Source organism: Pseudomonas sp. WC2401 (assembly GCF_041200115.1).
GTDB classification, from domain to species: domain Bacteria; phylum Pseudomonadota; class Gammaproteobacteria; order Pseudomonadales; family Pseudomonadaceae; genus Aquipseudomonas; species Aquipseudomonas fragi.
This window is the reverse complement of record NZ_CP165623.1, coordinates 884,009-898,385: the sequence shown is the minus strand read 5'-3', so window position 1 is coordinate 898,385 and position 14,377 is coordinate 884,009. Positions and strand designations below refer to the sequence as shown.

17 protein-coding genes and 1 pseudogene are annotated in these 14,377 nt (G+C 59.5%); 8 read left to right on the top strand and 10 right to left on the bottom strand.

What is annotated here, in order from left to right:
• Positions 1 to 74: 74 nt before the first annotated feature.
• The 5 genes from AB3G35_RS04040 to oscA all read right to left on the bottom strand — a co-directional run bounded on the left by AB3G35_RS04040 (position 75) and on the right by oscA (position 4,115).
• Complete coding sequence (locus AB3G35_RS04040) at positions 75 to 1,055, bottom strand: sulfate/molybdate ABC transporter ATP-binding protein (protein WP_016782648.1); 981 nt, start codon at positions 1,053 to 1,055, stop codon at positions 75 to 77.
• A gap of 3 nt (positions 1,056 to 1,058) precedes the next feature.
• The gene (gene cysW, locus AB3G35_RS04035) at positions 1,059 to 1,931 is read right to left on the bottom strand and encodes a sulfate ABC transporter permease subunit CysW (RefSeq protein WP_016782649.1); all 873 of its coding nucleotides are present in this window, start codon (positions 1,929 to 1,931) and stop codon (positions 1,059 to 1,061) included.
• A gap of 13 nt (positions 1,932 to 1,944) precedes the next feature.
• The gene (gene cysT / locus AB3G35_RS04030; RefSeq protein WP_083369721.1) at positions 1,945 to 2,763 is read right to left on the bottom strand and encodes a sulfate ABC transporter permease subunit CysT; all 819 of its coding nucleotides are present in this window, start codon (positions 2,761 to 2,763) and stop codon (positions 1,945 to 1,947) included.
• A 90-nt stretch (positions 2,764 to 2,853) separates the two neighbouring features.
• A complete protein-coding gene (locus AB3G35_RS04025) occupies positions 2,854 to 3,867 on the bottom strand; it encodes a sulfate ABC transporter substrate-binding protein (protein WP_016782651.1) in 1,014 nt (337 codons plus the stop codon).
• A gap of 65 nt (positions 3,868 to 3,932) precedes the next feature.
• Positions 3,933 to 4,115 carry a sulfur starvation response protein OscA gene (gene oscA, locus AB3G35_RS04020; protein ID WP_016782652.1) on the bottom strand — a complete coding sequence of 61 codons (183 nt, stop codon included), beginning with the start codon at positions 4,113 to 4,115 and terminating at the stop codon, positions 3,933 to 3,935.
• Between the two features lie 421 nt (positions 4,116 to 4,536).
• Here oscA and AB3G35_RS04015 point away from each other — a divergent pair, with 421 nt between their 5' ends.
• Complete coding sequence (locus AB3G35_RS04015; RefSeq protein WP_016782653.1) at positions 4,537 to 4,785, top strand: TIGR02647 family protein; 249 nt, start codon at positions 4,537 to 4,539, stop codon at positions 4,783 to 4,785.
• 36 nt (positions 4,786 to 4,821) lie between these two features.
• Positions 4,822 to 6,051, top strand: a pseudogene (locus tag AB3G35_RS04010) (class I adenylate cyclase); the annotation flags it as partial.
• Between the two features lie 35 nt (positions 6,052 to 6,086).
• Here the strand turns inward: AB3G35_RS04010 and rnk are convergent.
• The 3 genes from rnk to cyaY form a co-directional block, all read right to left on the bottom strand.
• Positions 6,087 to 6,500 (bottom strand): nucleoside diphosphate kinase regulator, encoded by a 414-nt coding sequence (gene rnk, locus AB3G35_RS04005; protein ID WP_019828269.1) that lies wholly within the window; start codon positions 6,498 to 6,500, stop codon positions 6,087 to 6,089.
• Positions 6,501 to 6,733: 233 nt separating this feature from the next.
• The gene (locus AB3G35_RS04000; RefSeq protein WP_169845772.1) at positions 6,734 to 6,946 is read right to left on the bottom strand and encodes a DUF1289 domain-containing protein; all 213 of its coding nucleotides are present in this window, start codon (positions 6,944 to 6,946) and stop codon (positions 6,734 to 6,736) included.
• Positions 6,943 to 7,275, bottom strand: coding sequence for an iron donor protein CyaY (cyaY, locus tag AB3G35_RS03995; RefSeq protein WP_016782656.1), 333 nt, complete (start codon positions 7,273 to 7,275; stop codon positions 6,943 to 6,945). Before cyaY ends, AB3G35_RS04000 begins: the two co-directional genes overlap by 4 nt.
• A 203-nt stretch (positions 7,276 to 7,478) precedes the next feature.
• Here cyaY and AB3G35_RS03990 point away from each other — a divergent pair, with 203 nt between their 5' ends.
• The 6 genes from AB3G35_RS03990 to AB3G35_RS03965 are packed head-to-tail and all read left to right on the top strand — an operon-like array spanning position 7,479 to position 12,036.
• Positions 7,479 to 7,634: a lipoprotein gene (locus tag AB3G35_RS03990; protein WP_016782657.1), complete on the top strand. Its 156-nt coding sequence runs from the start codon at positions 7,479 to 7,481 to the stop codon at positions 7,632 to 7,634.
• Between the two features lie 9 nt (positions 7,635 to 7,643).
• Entirely contained in the window at positions 7,644 to 8,891 is a 1,248-nt protein-coding gene (gene lysA, locus AB3G35_RS03985) for a diaminopimelate decarboxylase (RefSeq protein WP_016782658.1), read from the top strand.
• 4 nt (positions 8,892 to 8,895) lie between these two features.
• Entirely contained in the window at positions 8,896 to 9,726 is an 831-nt protein-coding gene (gene dapF, locus AB3G35_RS03980) for a diaminopimelate epimerase (protein WP_016782659.1), read from the top strand.
• A gap of 13 nt (positions 9,727 to 9,739) precedes the next feature.
• Complete coding sequence (locus AB3G35_RS03975; RefSeq protein WP_095003967.1) at positions 9,740 to 10,456, top strand: DUF484 family protein; 717 nt, start codon at positions 9,740 to 9,742, stop codon at positions 10,454 to 10,456.
• Positions 10,457 to 11,353 carry a tyrosine recombinase XerC gene (gene xerC, locus AB3G35_RS03970; protein WP_083369720.1) on the top strand — a complete coding sequence of 299 codons (897 nt, stop codon included), beginning with the start codon at positions 10,457 to 10,459 and terminating at the stop codon, positions 11,351 to 11,353.
• Positions 11,350 to 12,036 (top strand): HAD family hydrolase, encoded by a 687-nt coding sequence (locus AB3G35_RS03965; protein WP_369782318.1) that lies wholly within the window; start codon positions 11,350 to 11,352, stop codon positions 12,034 to 12,036. Before xerC ends, AB3G35_RS03965 begins: the two co-directional genes overlap by 4 nt.
• A 186-nt stretch (positions 12,037 to 12,222) precedes the next feature.
• Here the strand turns inward: AB3G35_RS03965 and sutA are convergent, their stop codons facing one another.
• A complete protein-coding gene (sutA, locus tag AB3G35_RS03960; protein WP_016782663.1) occupies positions 12,223 to 12,549 on the bottom strand; it encodes a transcriptional regulator SutA in 327 nt (108 codons plus the stop codon).
• Positions 12,550 to 13,029: 480 nt separating this feature from the next.
• On the bottom strand, positions 13,030 to 14,367 hold the full coding sequence (locus AB3G35_RS03955; RefSeq protein ID WP_083369719.1) for an ammonium transporter: 1,338 nt from the start codon (positions 14,365 to 14,367) through the stop codon (positions 13,030 to 13,032).
• Between the last annotated feature and the right edge of the window lie 10 nt (positions 14,368 to 14,377).

The window sequence follows — 14,377 nt, the reverse complement described above, 5'->3', positions numbered from 1 at the left end:
GGCAGCAACGCGGTTTGGAGACAGACCGCATCGGCTGTATCGCGAGCAAGCCCGCTCCCACAAGGGCGGTGGGTTTACGCCTTCTGCCACACCTTCGGCTTGAAGAACAACGTCTCGCCCCGCGCCAGATCGGTCAGGCTGTCATGGTCCTTGACCACTTCCACTTCGATCAGCTCGCTTTGCCCTTCAACCTTCAACGTCACCCGGGTGGTCGCACCCAACGGGCGAATGTCGCGTACCTGGGCGGCATGGTGGTCTTCAAGCTCGTGACGGGACAACGACACTTCATGGGGACGGAACAGCACATGCTGGTCTTCGCCGATATGCAGGCGGTTGGAATCGCCCAGGAAGTGGTAAACAAAGTCGCTGGCCGGGTTTTCGTACACTTCGCCCGGTGAACCGATCTGCTCGATCACGCCCTTGTTCATCACCACGATACGGTCGGCGACTTCCATCGCTTCTTCCTGGTCGTGGGTCACGAACACGGAGGTCAGGTTGATGTCTTCGTGCAGGCGCGCCAACCAGCGGCGCAGTTCTTTACGCACCTTGGCATCCAGGGCGCCGAAAGGTTCGTCCAGCAGCAGTACCTTGGGTTCTACCGCCAATGCACGCGCCAGGGCGATACGCTGACGCTGACCACCCGAAAGCTGCTCGGGGTAACGATCCGACAGCCAGTCCAGCTGCACCATGTTCAGCAGTTCGTGGACTTTTTCAGCAATGCGGGTTTCGCTCGGACGTTCTTTTTTCGGCTTCATGCGCAAGCCGAAAGCCACGTTGTCGAACACCGTCATGTGGCGGAACAGGGCGTAATGCTGGAACACAAAACCGACGTTGCGATCACGCACGTCGTGCCCCGAGACATCTTCACCGTGGAACACGATGTTGCCTTCATCCGGGGTTTCCAGGCCGGCAATGATGCGCAGCAAGGTGGTCTTGCCACAGCCCGACGGGCCGAGCAGGGCCACCAGCTCGCCGCTGTGGATATCCAGGTTGATGCTGTTCAGCGCCTTGAAAGCGTTGAAGTTCTTGCTGACATTACGGACTTCGATCGACATGGTTTATTCCTCCGCGGCGCTGGCGCGCAGGCGGTTAATACGGGATTCGCTCCACTGCTTGAGCAGCAGGATGAAGAGCGCCAGGATCAGCAACAGGGTGGCCACAGCGAAGGCGGCAACGTGGTTGTATTCGTTGTAGAGGATCTCGACGTGCAGCGGCAGGGTGTTGGTCACCCCGCGAATGTGCCCGGAAACCACCGACACCGCACCGAACTCACCCATCGCCCGCGCAGTGCACAACACCACGCCGTAGATCAGACCCCATTTGATATTGGGTACGGTGACGTGCCAGAACATCTGCCAGCCATTGGCGCCCAGCAGGCGTGCAGCCTCTTCTTCCTGAGTGCCCTGCTCTTGCATCAGCGGGATCAGTTCACGGGCCACAAAAGGCACGGTAACGAAGATGGTGGCCAGCACGATGCCCGGCAACGCGAAGACGATCTGGATGTCGTGATCCTGCAGCCACGGGCCGAAGAAACCCTGGGCGCCGAACATCAGCACGTAGACCAGACCGGCGATCACCGGCGACACCGAAAACGGCAGGTCGATCAGGGTGACCAGGATGCTCTTGCCGCGAAAGCTGTACTTGCTCACGCACCAGGCCGCGCTGACACCGAACACCACGTTGAGCGGCACCGAGATCGCCACCGCGATGATGGTCAGCTTCAGGGCCGACAGGGCGTCAGGTTCGAGGATGGCATCGAAGAAGGTGCCGACCCCCATTTTCAGCCCCTGGGACACCACGATCAGCAGCGGCAGCAGCAGGAACAGGGTGAAGAACAACCAGCCGAAGCCGATCAGCAAACGCCGCGACAGCGGGCTGCCACGGCGGGCGGCGTTGGCCACGGATGAGGCGCTTTGGGTTGAACTGGACATGGTCAGGCCTCCTTCACGGTTTTTCGATGCGCCGCTGAATCAAGTTGATGATCAGCAGCAAAATGAAGGAAACCACCAGCATCATCACGCCAATGGCCGTGGCGCCGGTGTAGTCGTACTGGTCCAGTTTGACCATGATCAACAGCGGCAGGATTTCGGTTTTGAACGGCATGTTGCCGGCGATAAAGATCACCGAGCCGTATTCCCCGACACCGCGGGCGAAGGCCAGGGCAAAGCCGGTCAACCAGGCGGGCAGCAAGGCCGGCACCAGGATGTAGCGGAACACTTGCAGGGGCTTGGCGCCCAGGCAGGCGGCGGCTTCTTCGATTTCACGCGGAATATCGGCCAGCACCGGCTGCACGGTGCGCACCACAAACGGCAGGGTGACGAAGGTCAGTGCCAGGGTGATGCCCATCGGCGTGTAGGCAATCTTGAAACCCAGGTCGGTGGCGAACTGGCCGATCCAGCCGTTGGGCGCGTACAAGGCGGTCAGGGCGATACCGGCCACGGCGGTCGGCAGGGCAAACGGCAGGTCGATCATGGCATCGATGACCTTGCGCCCGGGGAAGGTGTAGCGCACCAGGACCCAGGCCAGTACGGTGCCGATCACACCGTTGATGATGGCTGCCACAAAGGCGGTGCCGAAACTCAATTGCAGCGCTGCCAGCACCCGGGGGGCGGTGATGATGGCCCAAAACTGGTCCCAGGTCAGTTGAGCGGCATGCACAAACATCGCAGCCAACGGGATCAGCACAATCAGACTGAGATACACCAAGGTGTAGCCCAGTGTCAGCCCGAAGCCGGGTATGACGGGGGAGATACGACGAGACATAAGAGTCCTTGGTTAACGCACGAAGCCCGCAACTCAGTCGCGGGCTCTATGTTCTAGCTTTCAGCGAGGCCAAAGGCCGCGCCCCACAGGTTACTGCGCCTGGTAGATCTGGTCGAACACGCCACCGTCATTGAAAAATTTCGGCTGCGCAGTTTTCCAGCCACCGAAGTCTTTGTCGATAGTCACAAGCTCCAGTTTCGGAAACTGCTGTGCGTACTTGGCAGCGACTGCAGCGTCACGCGGGCGGTAGAAATTTTTTGCAGCAATTTCCTGGCCGGCTGGGCTGTACAGGTGTTCAAGGTAGGCTTTGGCGATTTCGGTGTTGCCCTTTTTCTCGGCGTTCTTGTCGACTACAGCCACTGGCGGCTCAGCCAGAATCGACAGGGAGGGTACGACGATATCGAACTTGTCAGTGCCGCCGTCTTCCTTGAGTGCCAGGAATGCTTCGTTTTCCCAGGCCAGCAACACGTCACCCTGACCGTTGTTGACGAAGGTAATGGTCGAACCGCGTGCACCGGTGTCCAGTACGGGCACGTGTTTGAACAGGGTTTTTACATATTCCTTGGCTTTTTCTTCGTCGCCGCCGTTGGCTTTCAGGCCATAGGCGTAAGCCGCGAGGAAGTTCCAGCGCGCGCCGCCGCTGGTTTTGGGGTTCGGGGTAATCACCGATACGCCGTCCTTGGTCAGGTCGCCCCAGTCCTTGATGCCTTTGGGGTTGCCCTTGCGCACCAGGAACACGATGGTCGAGGTGTACGGGGTGCTGGCGTCCGGCAGGCGGGTTTGCCAGTTTTCCGGCAGCGAGCCCTTGTTGAGCTTGGCGATTTCGTCGATATCACCGGCCAGGGCCAGGGTTACCACATCAGCGCGCAGGCCATCGACCACACCGCGGGCCTGTTTGCCCGAACCGCCGTGGGATTGCTGGATTTTGACGTTGTCGCCAGGGTGGCTGGCTTTCCAGAAACTGGTGAATTCAGTGTTGTAATCCTGGTACAGCTCGCGGGTTGGATCGTAGGAAACGTTCAACAACTCGTAATCTTTGGCTACTGCGGAGCCAGCAAAAATGGCACTGGCCAGCGCGGCCAAAGCGTAACGGCGTAGGGACATAGGTGAGGCTCCAAAGCATTTTTTAATTTTTATTGAGCGCACTCAGGTGAATGCGCTTGAACGGTTCAAGCGTTTTTTTGACTCGGGTTTTGCAAACGGAATTTCTCTTTGCGCTCGATCTGCACCACTTGCGCGTTATGCACAGTGATTTCCACAGCACCAAAGCGCAGGTCTCGCAGCGCGCTCTGGATTTCCCGCAGGATGGTTGCTTCGTCCTGACCGTCAACGCTACGCAGAGATGCGCTCATGGTGCTGCTCCTGAAAAAATGGGGTGCCGACAGGGTTGCTGGCGTAGGGGCAATAGTAGTGAGGTGCGGATATTCTTAAAAAGACTATTTAAGAATGTTTATATAACTGAAAAAACAAATGATTGATTCGGGCCATTTACGCCCTTGTGGGAGCGGGCTTGCTCGCGATTAGATTGATGCGGTGTATCAGGCAGACCGAGCCGGTGCCATCGCGAGCAAGCCCGCTCCCACAGGTTTAAAAGGCAGTTGCTCCCACAAGTTATTGCGCATTAGCCCTGCGTTTGACCGGGTACTGACTACACTCCAACTGCCTTATATCGACAGGCTGTTTTACAAAGGTGGGAAGTGTTGCTGGACAGTCAGCACAAGTGGGATCACCTTAGAGCGGCTGTCGTCTTTTCCTGCATAGTCTGGAGTCTTTATGTCGTTTACCCCTGAGTTGGTTGCCGAACTGGAAGTCCTTGCACTGTTTGACTTGGAAAGTACCCTTGAGGGCCTGAAGATTCATCAACATGCCGCGCCAGAAAAAATCGCGGCGGCGCAGCGCCTGTTTGATAAAAAGCTGATTGACCAACCGGATGGTGGCTACCTGACAAGCCTGGGCCGTGATGCTGCCGAAGCTGTTCAAGTGCTATTGTCGATTCTCGTTGAATCCAAAGAAGTTGCCTGACGCCACGCCACGCCCTCGGGATCTGCACGATTCATGATTCCGCGGGCACACTTCTCTGCACCCGTACTGAACGAGGGAACCGGGCGACAGGTTCTCCAGCAGTTGCGTGGGCGCTTTTTACGCGTCAATCAGGGCCGCCTGGCCCGCGCCCGGGAAGGCCTGGCGCCACGCCAGCAAACGCTGCTGAGCCTGTTGGCGCTGCTGTTTCATGTCAATCACCCGCTGTTGCCCGGTTATGTATCGGACTGCACCCCCGCCGGGGTGTCGGGCTATACGCCGGATGCCGCCACCCTTGCCGCTGCCCGCCAGCTGGTTCAAGACTTTTCTTGCAGCACGGTCAGCGTTTGCCCGTCGCAACCGATCCACGGGCTGTTTTTGATGGGCAGCCTCGGCACATTGGCCCAGACCGCGCAAAGCGATATGGACGTATGGATTTGCCTGGCGCCGGACTTGAGCGATGCCGCCGTATCGGCGCTGCGCAAAAAATGCCGCCGCCTGGAAGCGTGGGCGACGAGTCAGGGCAGTGAGGCGCACCTGTTTCTGATCGACGCCCAATTGCGCAACGACGAAGGCAGCGAACCACGGCAAAGATTGTTGCTCGATGAGTTTTACCGCACCGCCATCTGGCTCGCCGGGCGCACGCCGATGTGGTGGTGGGTGCCGGTGCAGGAGGAAGCGCGGTACGCCGAATTCACCCGCGGTTTATTGGACGCGGGGCTGATCGGCGGCGACGAAACCATCGATCTTGGCCATCTGGCCCATATCGCCCCCGGCGAATTCGTAGGCGCCGGGCTGTGGCAACTGTTCAAGGGCATTGAGTCGCCGCACAAGTCGCTGCTCAAGTTGTTGCTGATTGAGGTGTACGCCAGCGAGCACCCGCAGGTGAACTGCCTGAGCCTGGACTTCAAGCAAAGGGTGTATGCCAATCAACTTGACCTGGATGAGCTGGACCCCTACGTCGTGGTTTACCGACGCATTGAGCGCTACCTTGAAGGGCGCGGCGAGGCGCAGCGGCTGGAACTGGTACGCCGCAGCCTGTACCTGAAGGTTGACCATGCGTTAAGCAATGGCGAGGCAGGCACGCAGTGGCAGCGGCGCTTACTCAAGCGCCTGACCCGCGAATGGGGCTGGGATGAGCAGCATCTGGCCCTGCTCGACCATCGCTCGCAGTGGCAGGCGCAGCAGGTCAGTCATGAGCGTCGGGCCCTGGCCCGGGAGCTGAGCGCCAGCTACCGGTCCTTGCGCCAGTTTGCCCGTGACGGGCAAGTGCCTGCGCAGTGACATGACTGATCTGGAAGGTCTTAGGCGCTGAAATCGCTGGCAGCTTTTGGCTGGTATTCCACTTCAAGCAGTTCCAGCTTGAGGGTCTTGCCACCCGGCGCGGGCCAGTTGATGTGCTGGCCGACTTGCAGACCCAGCAGTGCGCTGCCCACAGGCGCCAGAATCGAAATCTTGCCTTCGTCGGCGTTGGCGTCTTTTGGATAGACCAGCGTCAGGCGGTAGTCCTTGCCACTGCTTTCTTCGCGGCAGTGCACACGGGAATTCATGGTCACAACGCCTGCAGGCACTTCTTCGTGGCCGACGATGGTTTCGGCGCGATCGAGCTCGGCTTGCAGTGCCTCAATGCCAGGAGTCGTTTCTGGCAAGCTGTCGATCAATTGCTCCAGACGCTGTACGTCCAGGCGGGTGAGGATGAGTGGGGTTGGTGTGCTCATGACCTGGCAGACTCCTTTTTTCTGCACGAAAAAGCAAAACCCCGCCGGAATATGGCGGGGTTTTGACGAACCTCGTTAGTGCGAGGCGAACCCGGACACTACCACAGCAAAATAAATACACAAGCAGGGTGGGGGTTTTGTGGGAGCGGGCTTGCTCGCGATGGTATCAGCGTGGTTTGCCAGATACACCGCGCCGCCTGTATCGCGAGCAAGCCCGCTCCCACATTCACTCCTCAGCCCTGGCGTTGCCGGGCCTGTTCACAAATGACCCGGCGCCGCTGGTCGTCTGCCGAGCGCCACTCGCGAATATCCTCAACGTGGCGAAAACAGCCCAGGCAGACTTTGTGCTCATCCAGCCGGCAGGTGCTGATGCAAGGGGACGGCACTGCCGGGCTGACGTTGCTGTAGAGCGGTTTTGCAGGTTTAGCAGAAGCGGTCACTGTCAGATCTCTTCAAATTCCAGCTCGGCGCCTGCCAGTTCCAGGGTCAGGCGCTGAACCATTTCGCTAAGCAGTTCGTCGGTTTTATCGCACTTCCACGAACTGCGTTTTTCATCGTAGTCGAAGTGAAAACCACCGCTTGGAGCCGCCAGCCAGAGCTGCAGCACGGGCGCCTGACGGCTGAAGATCAGGGCTTTGCCATTCTCGAACTTGATAGTCAGGATGCCGGCGGAGTTTTCCACATCTACATCCAGATCGCAGTCGTCGAAGATGTCTTCCAGATTTTCCTGGGTGGCATCGACCAGATCGTGAAAACGGGCTTCAGTCAAACTCATGGTGGAACCTCGTAGTATCTAGTCATGCTCGGAGCTCGCAAGATACGGGCGCTCCAGGCCGATTGCAAACCCCATAACAGCCATCTGCCAGCTACCACTGATCATCCACACAGCAGGTTACGCTCGGCCGCTCTGCTGCATAGGCAAGCTGGTGGGTGCTCGGTATACTCGGGCGCAATTAATGCTTTTCAAAGGATTTCGCCATGAAGCGCCTGATCTCTTCTATTGCTGCGCTCGTCGCGGTCGCCTGCCTTGTTTCTGCCTGTGGTCAAAAAGGACCGCTGTATCTGCCCGATGACAGCAAATCCCCTGAAGACCAAGCGAAGTCGTCGCAAACGCAATCGCACAAGCACCAATAAGGGAACACCATGGACGCTTTTAATTACCGCAACGGTGAGCTGTTCGCCGAAGGTGTTGCGCTGACGGCCATTGCCGAACGTTTCGGTACACCGACGTACGTTTACTCCCGGGCGCACATCGAGGCGCAATACAATGCTTACGCCAATGCCCTGAGCGGCATGCCGCATCTGGTGTGCTTCGCGGTCAAGGCCAATTCCAACCTGGGCGTGCTCAATGTCCTGGCCCGTCTTGGCGCCGGTTTCGACATCGTGTCCCGTGGCGAGCTGGAACGTGTGCTGGCCGCTGGTGGCCAGGCTGACAAGATCGTGTTCTCCGGTGTCGGCAAGACCCGTGACGACATGCGTCGCGCCCTGGAAGTCGGCGTGCACTGCTTTAACGTCGAGTCCACCGAAGAGCTGGAACGCCTGCAGGTCGTGGCCGCCGAAATGGGCGTTCGCGCGCCGATTTCGCTGCGCGTCAACCCGGACGTCGATGCCGGCACGCACCCGTACATCTCCACCGGTCTGAAAGAAAACAAGTTCGGCATTGCCATCGCTGACGCCGAGGATGTGTACATCCGCGCCGCGCAGTTGCCCAATCTGGAAGTGGTCGGTGTCGATTGCCATATCGGCTCGCAACTGACCACCCTCGAACCGTTCATCGACGCTCTCGACCGCCTGCTGGCGCTGATCGACCGCTTGGGCGATTGCGGTATCTACCTGCGCCACATCGATCTGGGTGGCGGCCTGGGCGTGCGTTATCGCGATGAAGAACCGCCACTGGCCGGTGATTACATCAAGGCCGTGCGCGAACGTCTCGACGGGCGTGACCTGGCACTGGTGTTCGAGCCGGGCCGTTATATCGTGGCCAATGCCGGCGTGTTGCTGACCCAGGTCGAGTACCTCAAGCACACCGAGCACAAGGATTTCGCCATCGTCGATGCGGCGATGAACGACCTGATCCGCCCGGCCCTGTATCAGGCCTGGATGGACGTGACCGCAGTGCGCCCGCGTGACAGCGAAGCGCGCGCCTATGACATCGTCGGCCCGATCTGCGAAACCGGTGATTTCCTCGCCAAGGACCGCCAGCTGGCGTTGGCCGAAGGGGATCTGCTGGCCGTGCATTCGGCCGGGGCCTATGGTTTTGTCATGAGCTCGAATTACAACACCCGTGGCCGCGCCGCCGAAGTGCTGGTGGACGGCGATCAGGCGTTCGAAGTGCGTCGTCGCGAGACCGTTGCCGAGTTGTTTGCTGGCGAAAGCCTGCTGCCGGAGTAAAACCATGTTGCTGCGTTTTACCAAAATGCACGGCCTGGGCAATGATTTCATGGTTCTCGACCTGGTCAGCCAGCACGCGCACATCCTGCCCAAGCACGCCAAGCAATGGGGTGACAGGCACACGGGTGTCGGCTTTGATCAGTTGTTGATCGTTGAAGCGCCAAGCAACCCGGAGGTGGATTTCCGTTACCGGATCTTCAACTCCGACGGTTCCGAAGTGGAGCAATGCGGTAACGGGGCGCGCTGCTTTGCGCGCTTTGTGCTCGACAAGCGCCTGACCACCAAGCGCCAGATCAAGGTCGAAACCAAAAGCGGCATTATCGAGCTGAACGTGCGCAGCGATGGGCAGATCAGCGTCGACATGGGCCCGCCGCGCCTGGTCCCGGCAGATATCCCGTTTGTGGCTGACGCCCAGGCGTTGAGCTATGAACTGGATGTTGACGGGCAGACCGTCGAGATTGCCGCCGTGTCGATGGGCAACCCCCATGCTGTGCTGCGCGTTGACGATATCAACGCGGCGCCGGTGCATGAACTGGGACCCAAAATTGAACACCACCCGCGCTTTCCGGCGCGGGTCAATGTCGGTTTTCTGCACGTTATCGATCGCCAGCGCGGGCAACTGCGGGTCTGGGAACGCGGCGCCGGGGAAACCCAGGCCTGCGGTACCGGGGCTTGTGCGGCCGCCGTGGCGGCGATCAGCCAGGGCTGGATGGATTCACCGCTGATCCTCGATTTGCCGGGTGGCCGTTTGTCCATTGAATGGGCAGGCCCTGGCCATTCAGTGATCATGACCGGCCCGGCGATGCGTGTTTACGAAGGACAAGTCCGTTTATGAGCGAGCGTAACCGATGACCGACAAGACGCAGTCAGCTGAACCCGACGTATCTGTGGATAACTCGGCCGCCACCACGGTGGCCGCTTATCTGCAGGAGCACCCGGATTTTTTCGCCCAGCGCGAAGAGCTGCTGCTGTCGCTGCGTATTCCGCATCAGCGTGGCGACACCATATCCCTGGTGGAGCGCCAGCTGGAGCTGTTGCGCGGGCGCAATATAGAGATGCGTCATCGCTTGTCGCAATTGATGGACGTGGCCCGTGACAACGACCGTCTGTTCGAAAAAACCCGTCGCCTGAATCTGGCCTTGATGGACGCCACCAGCCTCGAAGAGCTGGTGATTGCCGTCGAAGACAGCCTGCGCCAGGACTTCCAGGTGCCCTTTGTCAGCCTGGTGCTATTTGGCGACAACCCGATGCCAGTCGGCCGCTGGGTCAGCAGCGCCGATGCGCAACGCGCACTGGGTGGCTTGTTGACTGAAGGCAAGACCGTGAGCGGCAGCTTGCGCGAACATGAGCTGGACTTCCTGTTTGGCGAAGAACAGCGCAAGCAAATCGGTTCGACGGCCGTGGTCGCGCTTAATCATCTGGGGTTGCACGGTGTGCTGGCGATCGCCAGTCGCGATCCGCAGCACTACAAAAGCTCGGTGGGCACGCTGTTCCTCGGCTATATCGCCGAAGTGCTGGGCCGGGTGTTGCCGCGTTTTACCAACGCCCTGCGCTCGGTGCGCTAGATGGAACGGCAGCTGGACGCTTACTGCATTCATCTGCGCAGTGAGCGCCAGGTGTCACCCCACACGCTTGAGGCCTACCGTCGCGACCTGAACAAGGTGCTGGCGTTTTGTGCCAAGGAATCAATCCCCGGCTGGGCAGCACTGGACATCCAGCGCATGCGCCAACTGGTGTCACGCCTGCATCAGCAAGGTCAGTCCTCGCGCAGCATTGCGCGGCTGCTGTCGGCAGTGCGCGGGCTTTACCACTACCTCAATCGCGAAGGCCTGTGCGACCACGACCCGGCTAACGGGCTGGCCCCGCCCAAAGGCGAGCGTCGCCTGCCCAAGACCCTGGATACCGACCGCGCCCTGCAATTGCTGGAAGGGGGCGTTGAAGACGACTTTCTGGCCCAGCGCGACCAGGCCATTCTGGAGCTGTTTTACTCCTCGGGCCTGCGTTTGTCGGAGCTGACCGGGCTTAACCTGGAGCAGCTGGATTTGGCTGACGGGCTGGTCGAAGTGCTCGGCAAGGGCAGCAAGACCCGCGTGCTGCCCGTCGGCAGGAAGGCCCGTGAGGCGCTACAGGCCTGGCTGCCGCTGCGGGCGCTGGCCAACCCGCAGGACGATGCGGTATTTGTCAGCCAGCGCGGCACACGCCTGGGGCCGCGAGCCATTCAAGTCAGGGTCAAGGCTGCCGGTGAGCGCGAGCTGGGGCAGAACCTGCACCCGCATATGCTGCGCCATTCATTTGCCAGCCACTTGCTGGAGTCCTCCCAGGACTTGCGTGCGGTGCAAGAATTGCTGGGGCATGCGGACATCAAAACCACGCAAATCTATACTCATCTGGATTTCCAGCATCTGGCATCGGTCTACGACAGTGCCCATCCACGGGCCAAACGCAGTAAGGACAGTGAATGACGATTGAGCTGATTACCTTCGACCTTGACGATACCCTGTGGGACACCGCCCCGGTAATCGTCAGCGCTGAAGCCGTGTTGCGGGACTGGCTGACAGACAACGCACCAAAATTGGGCGTTGTTGAAGTCGGACATTTCCAGGCGATTCGCGAGCAGGTTTTGAGTGAAGAGCCGCAGCTCAAGCACCGGATCAGCGCGTTGCGCCGCAGGATTCTGTTTCATGCCCTGCACGGTGCCGGTTACGCCAACGCTGCGGCGTTGGCTGACGATGCGTTTGAAGTGTTTATTGAGGCGCGCCATGCCCTGCAAGTGTTCCCCCAGGCCGAGCCAACCCTGATTGCGCTGGCGCGGGATTACGCCTTGGGCGTGGTGACCAACGGTAACGCCGATGTGCGCAGAATCGGTTTGGGCCATCACTTCAAGTTTGTGTTGTGTGCTGAAGATATCGGCATTGCCAAGCCTGATGCGCGCCTGTTTCACGAAGCCCTGCTGCGCGGTGGCGTAGCGGCGGGTGCCGTAGTGCATGTGGGCGATCACCCTGGTGACGACATTGCTGGTGCGCAGTTGGCGGGCTTGCGGGCGGTATGGTTCAACCCTGGCGGCAAGCACTGGGACGGCGACAAGGCCCCGGATGCCGAAATTGGCTGTTTGAGTGAATTGCCGGTGGTGTTAAAGCACTTGTAACGGTGGGAGCGGGCTTGCTCGCGATGCAGGCGCCGCGGTCGCCAGGCAAACCGGGGCGATGCAATCGCGGGCAAGCCCGTTCCCACAACAAGCCCACGCCACAGGGGTGTGAATTTTTCCATCGCCCACAAAAAAACCCGCAGCGACGGCGGGTTTTTTCTTCAAGCAAGCAAGCGGTTCTTATCCTTAGATAGGACGGCTGCCGTACTTGTTGTCAGGCTTCTTGGGTGGGTCTGCCACCACATTGGCCTCAACTTCCTGCACTTTGCCGCCCTTGGACAAAAACTCTTCCATGGCGCGGGCCAGAGCATCACGCTCCTTGTTTTTGGCTTCTACGCTGGGCAGGTCATCAACCGACACCGCAGCCTTCGACTTGCCTTTGGCCGCAGGGGCCGGCGCATCATCGCCACCATCGTCGTCCGCCACGTCATCGGCAGACGTTTCCAGACCTTCTTCGGTTTCGTCTTCGTCACCTACTTCGAGGTCATCATTTTCCAGATCGTCGTCGCTCATGTTCTACCCCATGACATACGTAAAGCAGATTAGTTATAGACCAGCTGTGGCGACTGTCTACCACCGCTGGTGAAAAAGTAGCCTTGGGCAAACCGCGGCTTACGCCTCTTTACCGTTGTGAGGTAAAGAGGACTTGGCGCACACCACACACACATGGCCTGCGCCTGAATAAACACCTTGCCAGGCGCCCGCTGCCAGAAATTGCGCAGCACGGATCACGGGCCTTGAAAGCGTCGGGAGATCATCCTCGCCTTCGTCGTACTCGAGCTTTGTTTCAAGCCCTCGGCGCGCATTCTAGCGTGCTGAAGAAAAAAGCAAAGCGGCTAATAGTCGAGTTGTGTCACAAGCACGTGTCACATAAACAAGCTTAGAACTCATTCACCCTTTTAACCTGTAAGGCAAATCATTTAGACGCCGCGAATATCGCTTTATTACCGGCAAAAAAAAACCCGGCACGCCGGGTTTTTTATAAACGAAACCTTACAGGTTGTAGCCACGTTCGTTGTGCTGAGCCAGGTCCAGGCCCACAGCCTCTTCCTCTTCATTCACACGCAGACCCATCACCGCATCCAGTACCTTGAGGATGATAAAGGTCACGATCGCGGTGTAGACCACGGTAAAGGCCACGCCTTTGAACTGGATCCAGACCTGCGCTGCGATGTCGGTCACGGTACCGAAACCGCCCAGTGCCGGGGCTGCAAACACGCCGGTGAGGATTGCGCCGACGATGCCGCCGATGCCGTGAACGCCGAATGCATCCAGCGAGTCATCGTAGCCCAGCTTGCGCTTGAGGCTGGTGGCGCAGAAGAAGCAGATCACGCCAGCCGACAAGCCGATCACCACCGAGCCCATCGGGCCAACAGTGCCCGCAGCCGGGGTGATTGCCACCAGGCCTGCTACCACGCCCGAGGCGATGCCCAGTGCACTTGGTTTGCCGTGGGTGATCCACTCGGCAAACATCCAGCCCAGCGCTGCGGCTGCGGTGGCAATTTGAGTCACCAGCATGGCCATGCCGGCAGTGCCGTTGGCGGCAGCTGCGGAGCCTGCGTTGAAGCCGAACCAGCCGATCCACAGCATGGCCGCGCCCACCAGGGTATAACCCAGGTTGTGTGGGGCCATCGGGGTGCTAGGGTAGCCTTTACGCTTGCCGAGCACGATGCACGCTACCAGGCCGGCGATACCGGCGTTGATATGCACCACGGTGCCGCCTGCAAAGTCGAGTACACCCCAGTCCCACAGCAGGCCGCCGTTGCCGCTCCACACCATGTGCGCAATCGGCGCATACACCAGGGTGAACCACACGCCCATGAAGATCAGCATGGCCGAGAACTTCATGCGCTCGGCGAATGCGCCGACGATCAGTGCCGGGGTGATGATGGCGAAGGTCATCTGGAAGGTGATGAACACGGCTTCCGGGAACAGCGCGGTGGATGAGGTCAGGCTTTCTGGCGTGACACCCGCCAGGAAGGCTTTGCCGAAGCCGCCGATAAACGAATTGAAGTTGGTGACGCCCTGCTCCATGCCTGCGGTGTCGAACGTGATGCTGTAGCCATAAATGACCCACAGGATGCTGATCAGACCGGTAATGGCAAAGCACTGCATCATCACGGAAAGAATGTTTTTGGAGCGCACCATGCCGCCGTAGAACAGCGCCAGGCCGGGAATGGTCATAAACAGCACCAAGGCGGTAGCCGTCAGCATCCAGGCGGTGTCGCCGGAATTGAGGACTGGAGCAGCCACTTCGTCTGCCGCCATGGCCAGGCCAGGCATTACAGCAGACAGCAGGGCTCCGAGCCCTGCGATTTTACGCAGAGTCATAGTGTTTTCT

Bases quoted from the DNA above. Each gene is read 5' to 3' on its own strand.
- oscA (WP_016782652.1), bottom strand. From the start codon at position 4,115: ATGAGCGCATCTCTGCGTAGCGTTGACGGTCAGGACGAAGCAACCATC.
- cysW (WP_016782649.1), bottom strand. From the start codon at position 1,931: ATGTCCAGTTCAACCCAAAGCGCCTCATCCGTGGCCAACGCCGCCCGC.
- AB3G35_RS03975 (WP_095003967.1), top strand. From the start codon at position 9,740: ATGACCGACAAGACGCAGTCAGCTGAACCCGACGTATCTGTGGATAAC.
- sutA (WP_016782663.1), bottom strand. From the start codon at position 12,549: ATGAGCGACGACGATCTGGAAAATGATGACCTCGAAGTAGGTGACGAA.
- AB3G35_RS04025 (WP_016782651.1), bottom strand. From the start codon at position 3,867: ATGTCCCTACGCCGTTACGCTTTGGCCGCGCTGGCCAGTGCCATTTTT.
- AB3G35_RS04040 (WP_016782648.1), bottom strand. From the start codon at position 1,055: ATGTCGATCGAAGTCCGTAATGTCAGCAAGAACTTCAACGCTTTCAAG.
- AB3G35_RS03955 (WP_083369719.1), bottom strand. From the start codon at position 14,367: ATGACTCTGCGTAAAATCGCAGGGCTCGGAGCCCTGCTGTCTGCTGTA.
- xerC (WP_083369720.1), top strand. From the start codon at position 10,457: ATGGAACGGCAGCTGGACGCTTACTGCATTCATCTGCGCAGTGAGCGC.
- cysT (WP_083369721.1), bottom strand. From the start codon at position 2,763: ATGTCTCGTCGTATCTCCCCCGTCATACCCGGCTTCGGGCTGACACTG.
- lysA (WP_016782658.1), top strand. From the start codon at position 7,644: ATGGACGCTTTTAATTACCGCAACGGTGAGCTGTTCGCCGAAGGTGTT.
- AB3G35_RS04015 (WP_016782653.1), top strand. From the start codon at position 4,537: ATGTCGTTTACCCCTGAGTTGGTTGCCGAACTGGAAGTCCTTGCACTG.
- cyaY (WP_016782656.1), bottom strand. From the start codon at position 7,275: ATGAGTTTGACTGAAGCCCGTTTTCACGATCTGGTCGATGCCACCCAG.
- AB3G35_RS03990 (WP_016782657.1), top strand. From the start codon at position 7,479: ATGAAGCGCCTGATCTCTTCTATTGCTGCGCTCGTCGCGGTCGCCTGC.
- dapF (WP_016782659.1), top strand. From the start codon at position 8,896: ATGTTGCTGCGTTTTACCAAAATGCACGGCCTGGGCAATGATTTCATG.
- rnk (WP_019828269.1), bottom strand. From the start codon at position 6,500: ATGAGCACACCAACCCCACTCATCCTCACCCGCCTGGACGTACAGCGT.
- AB3G35_RS03965 (WP_369782318.1), top strand. From the start codon at position 11,350: ATGACGATTGAGCTGATTACCTTCGACCTTGACGATACCCTGTGGGAC.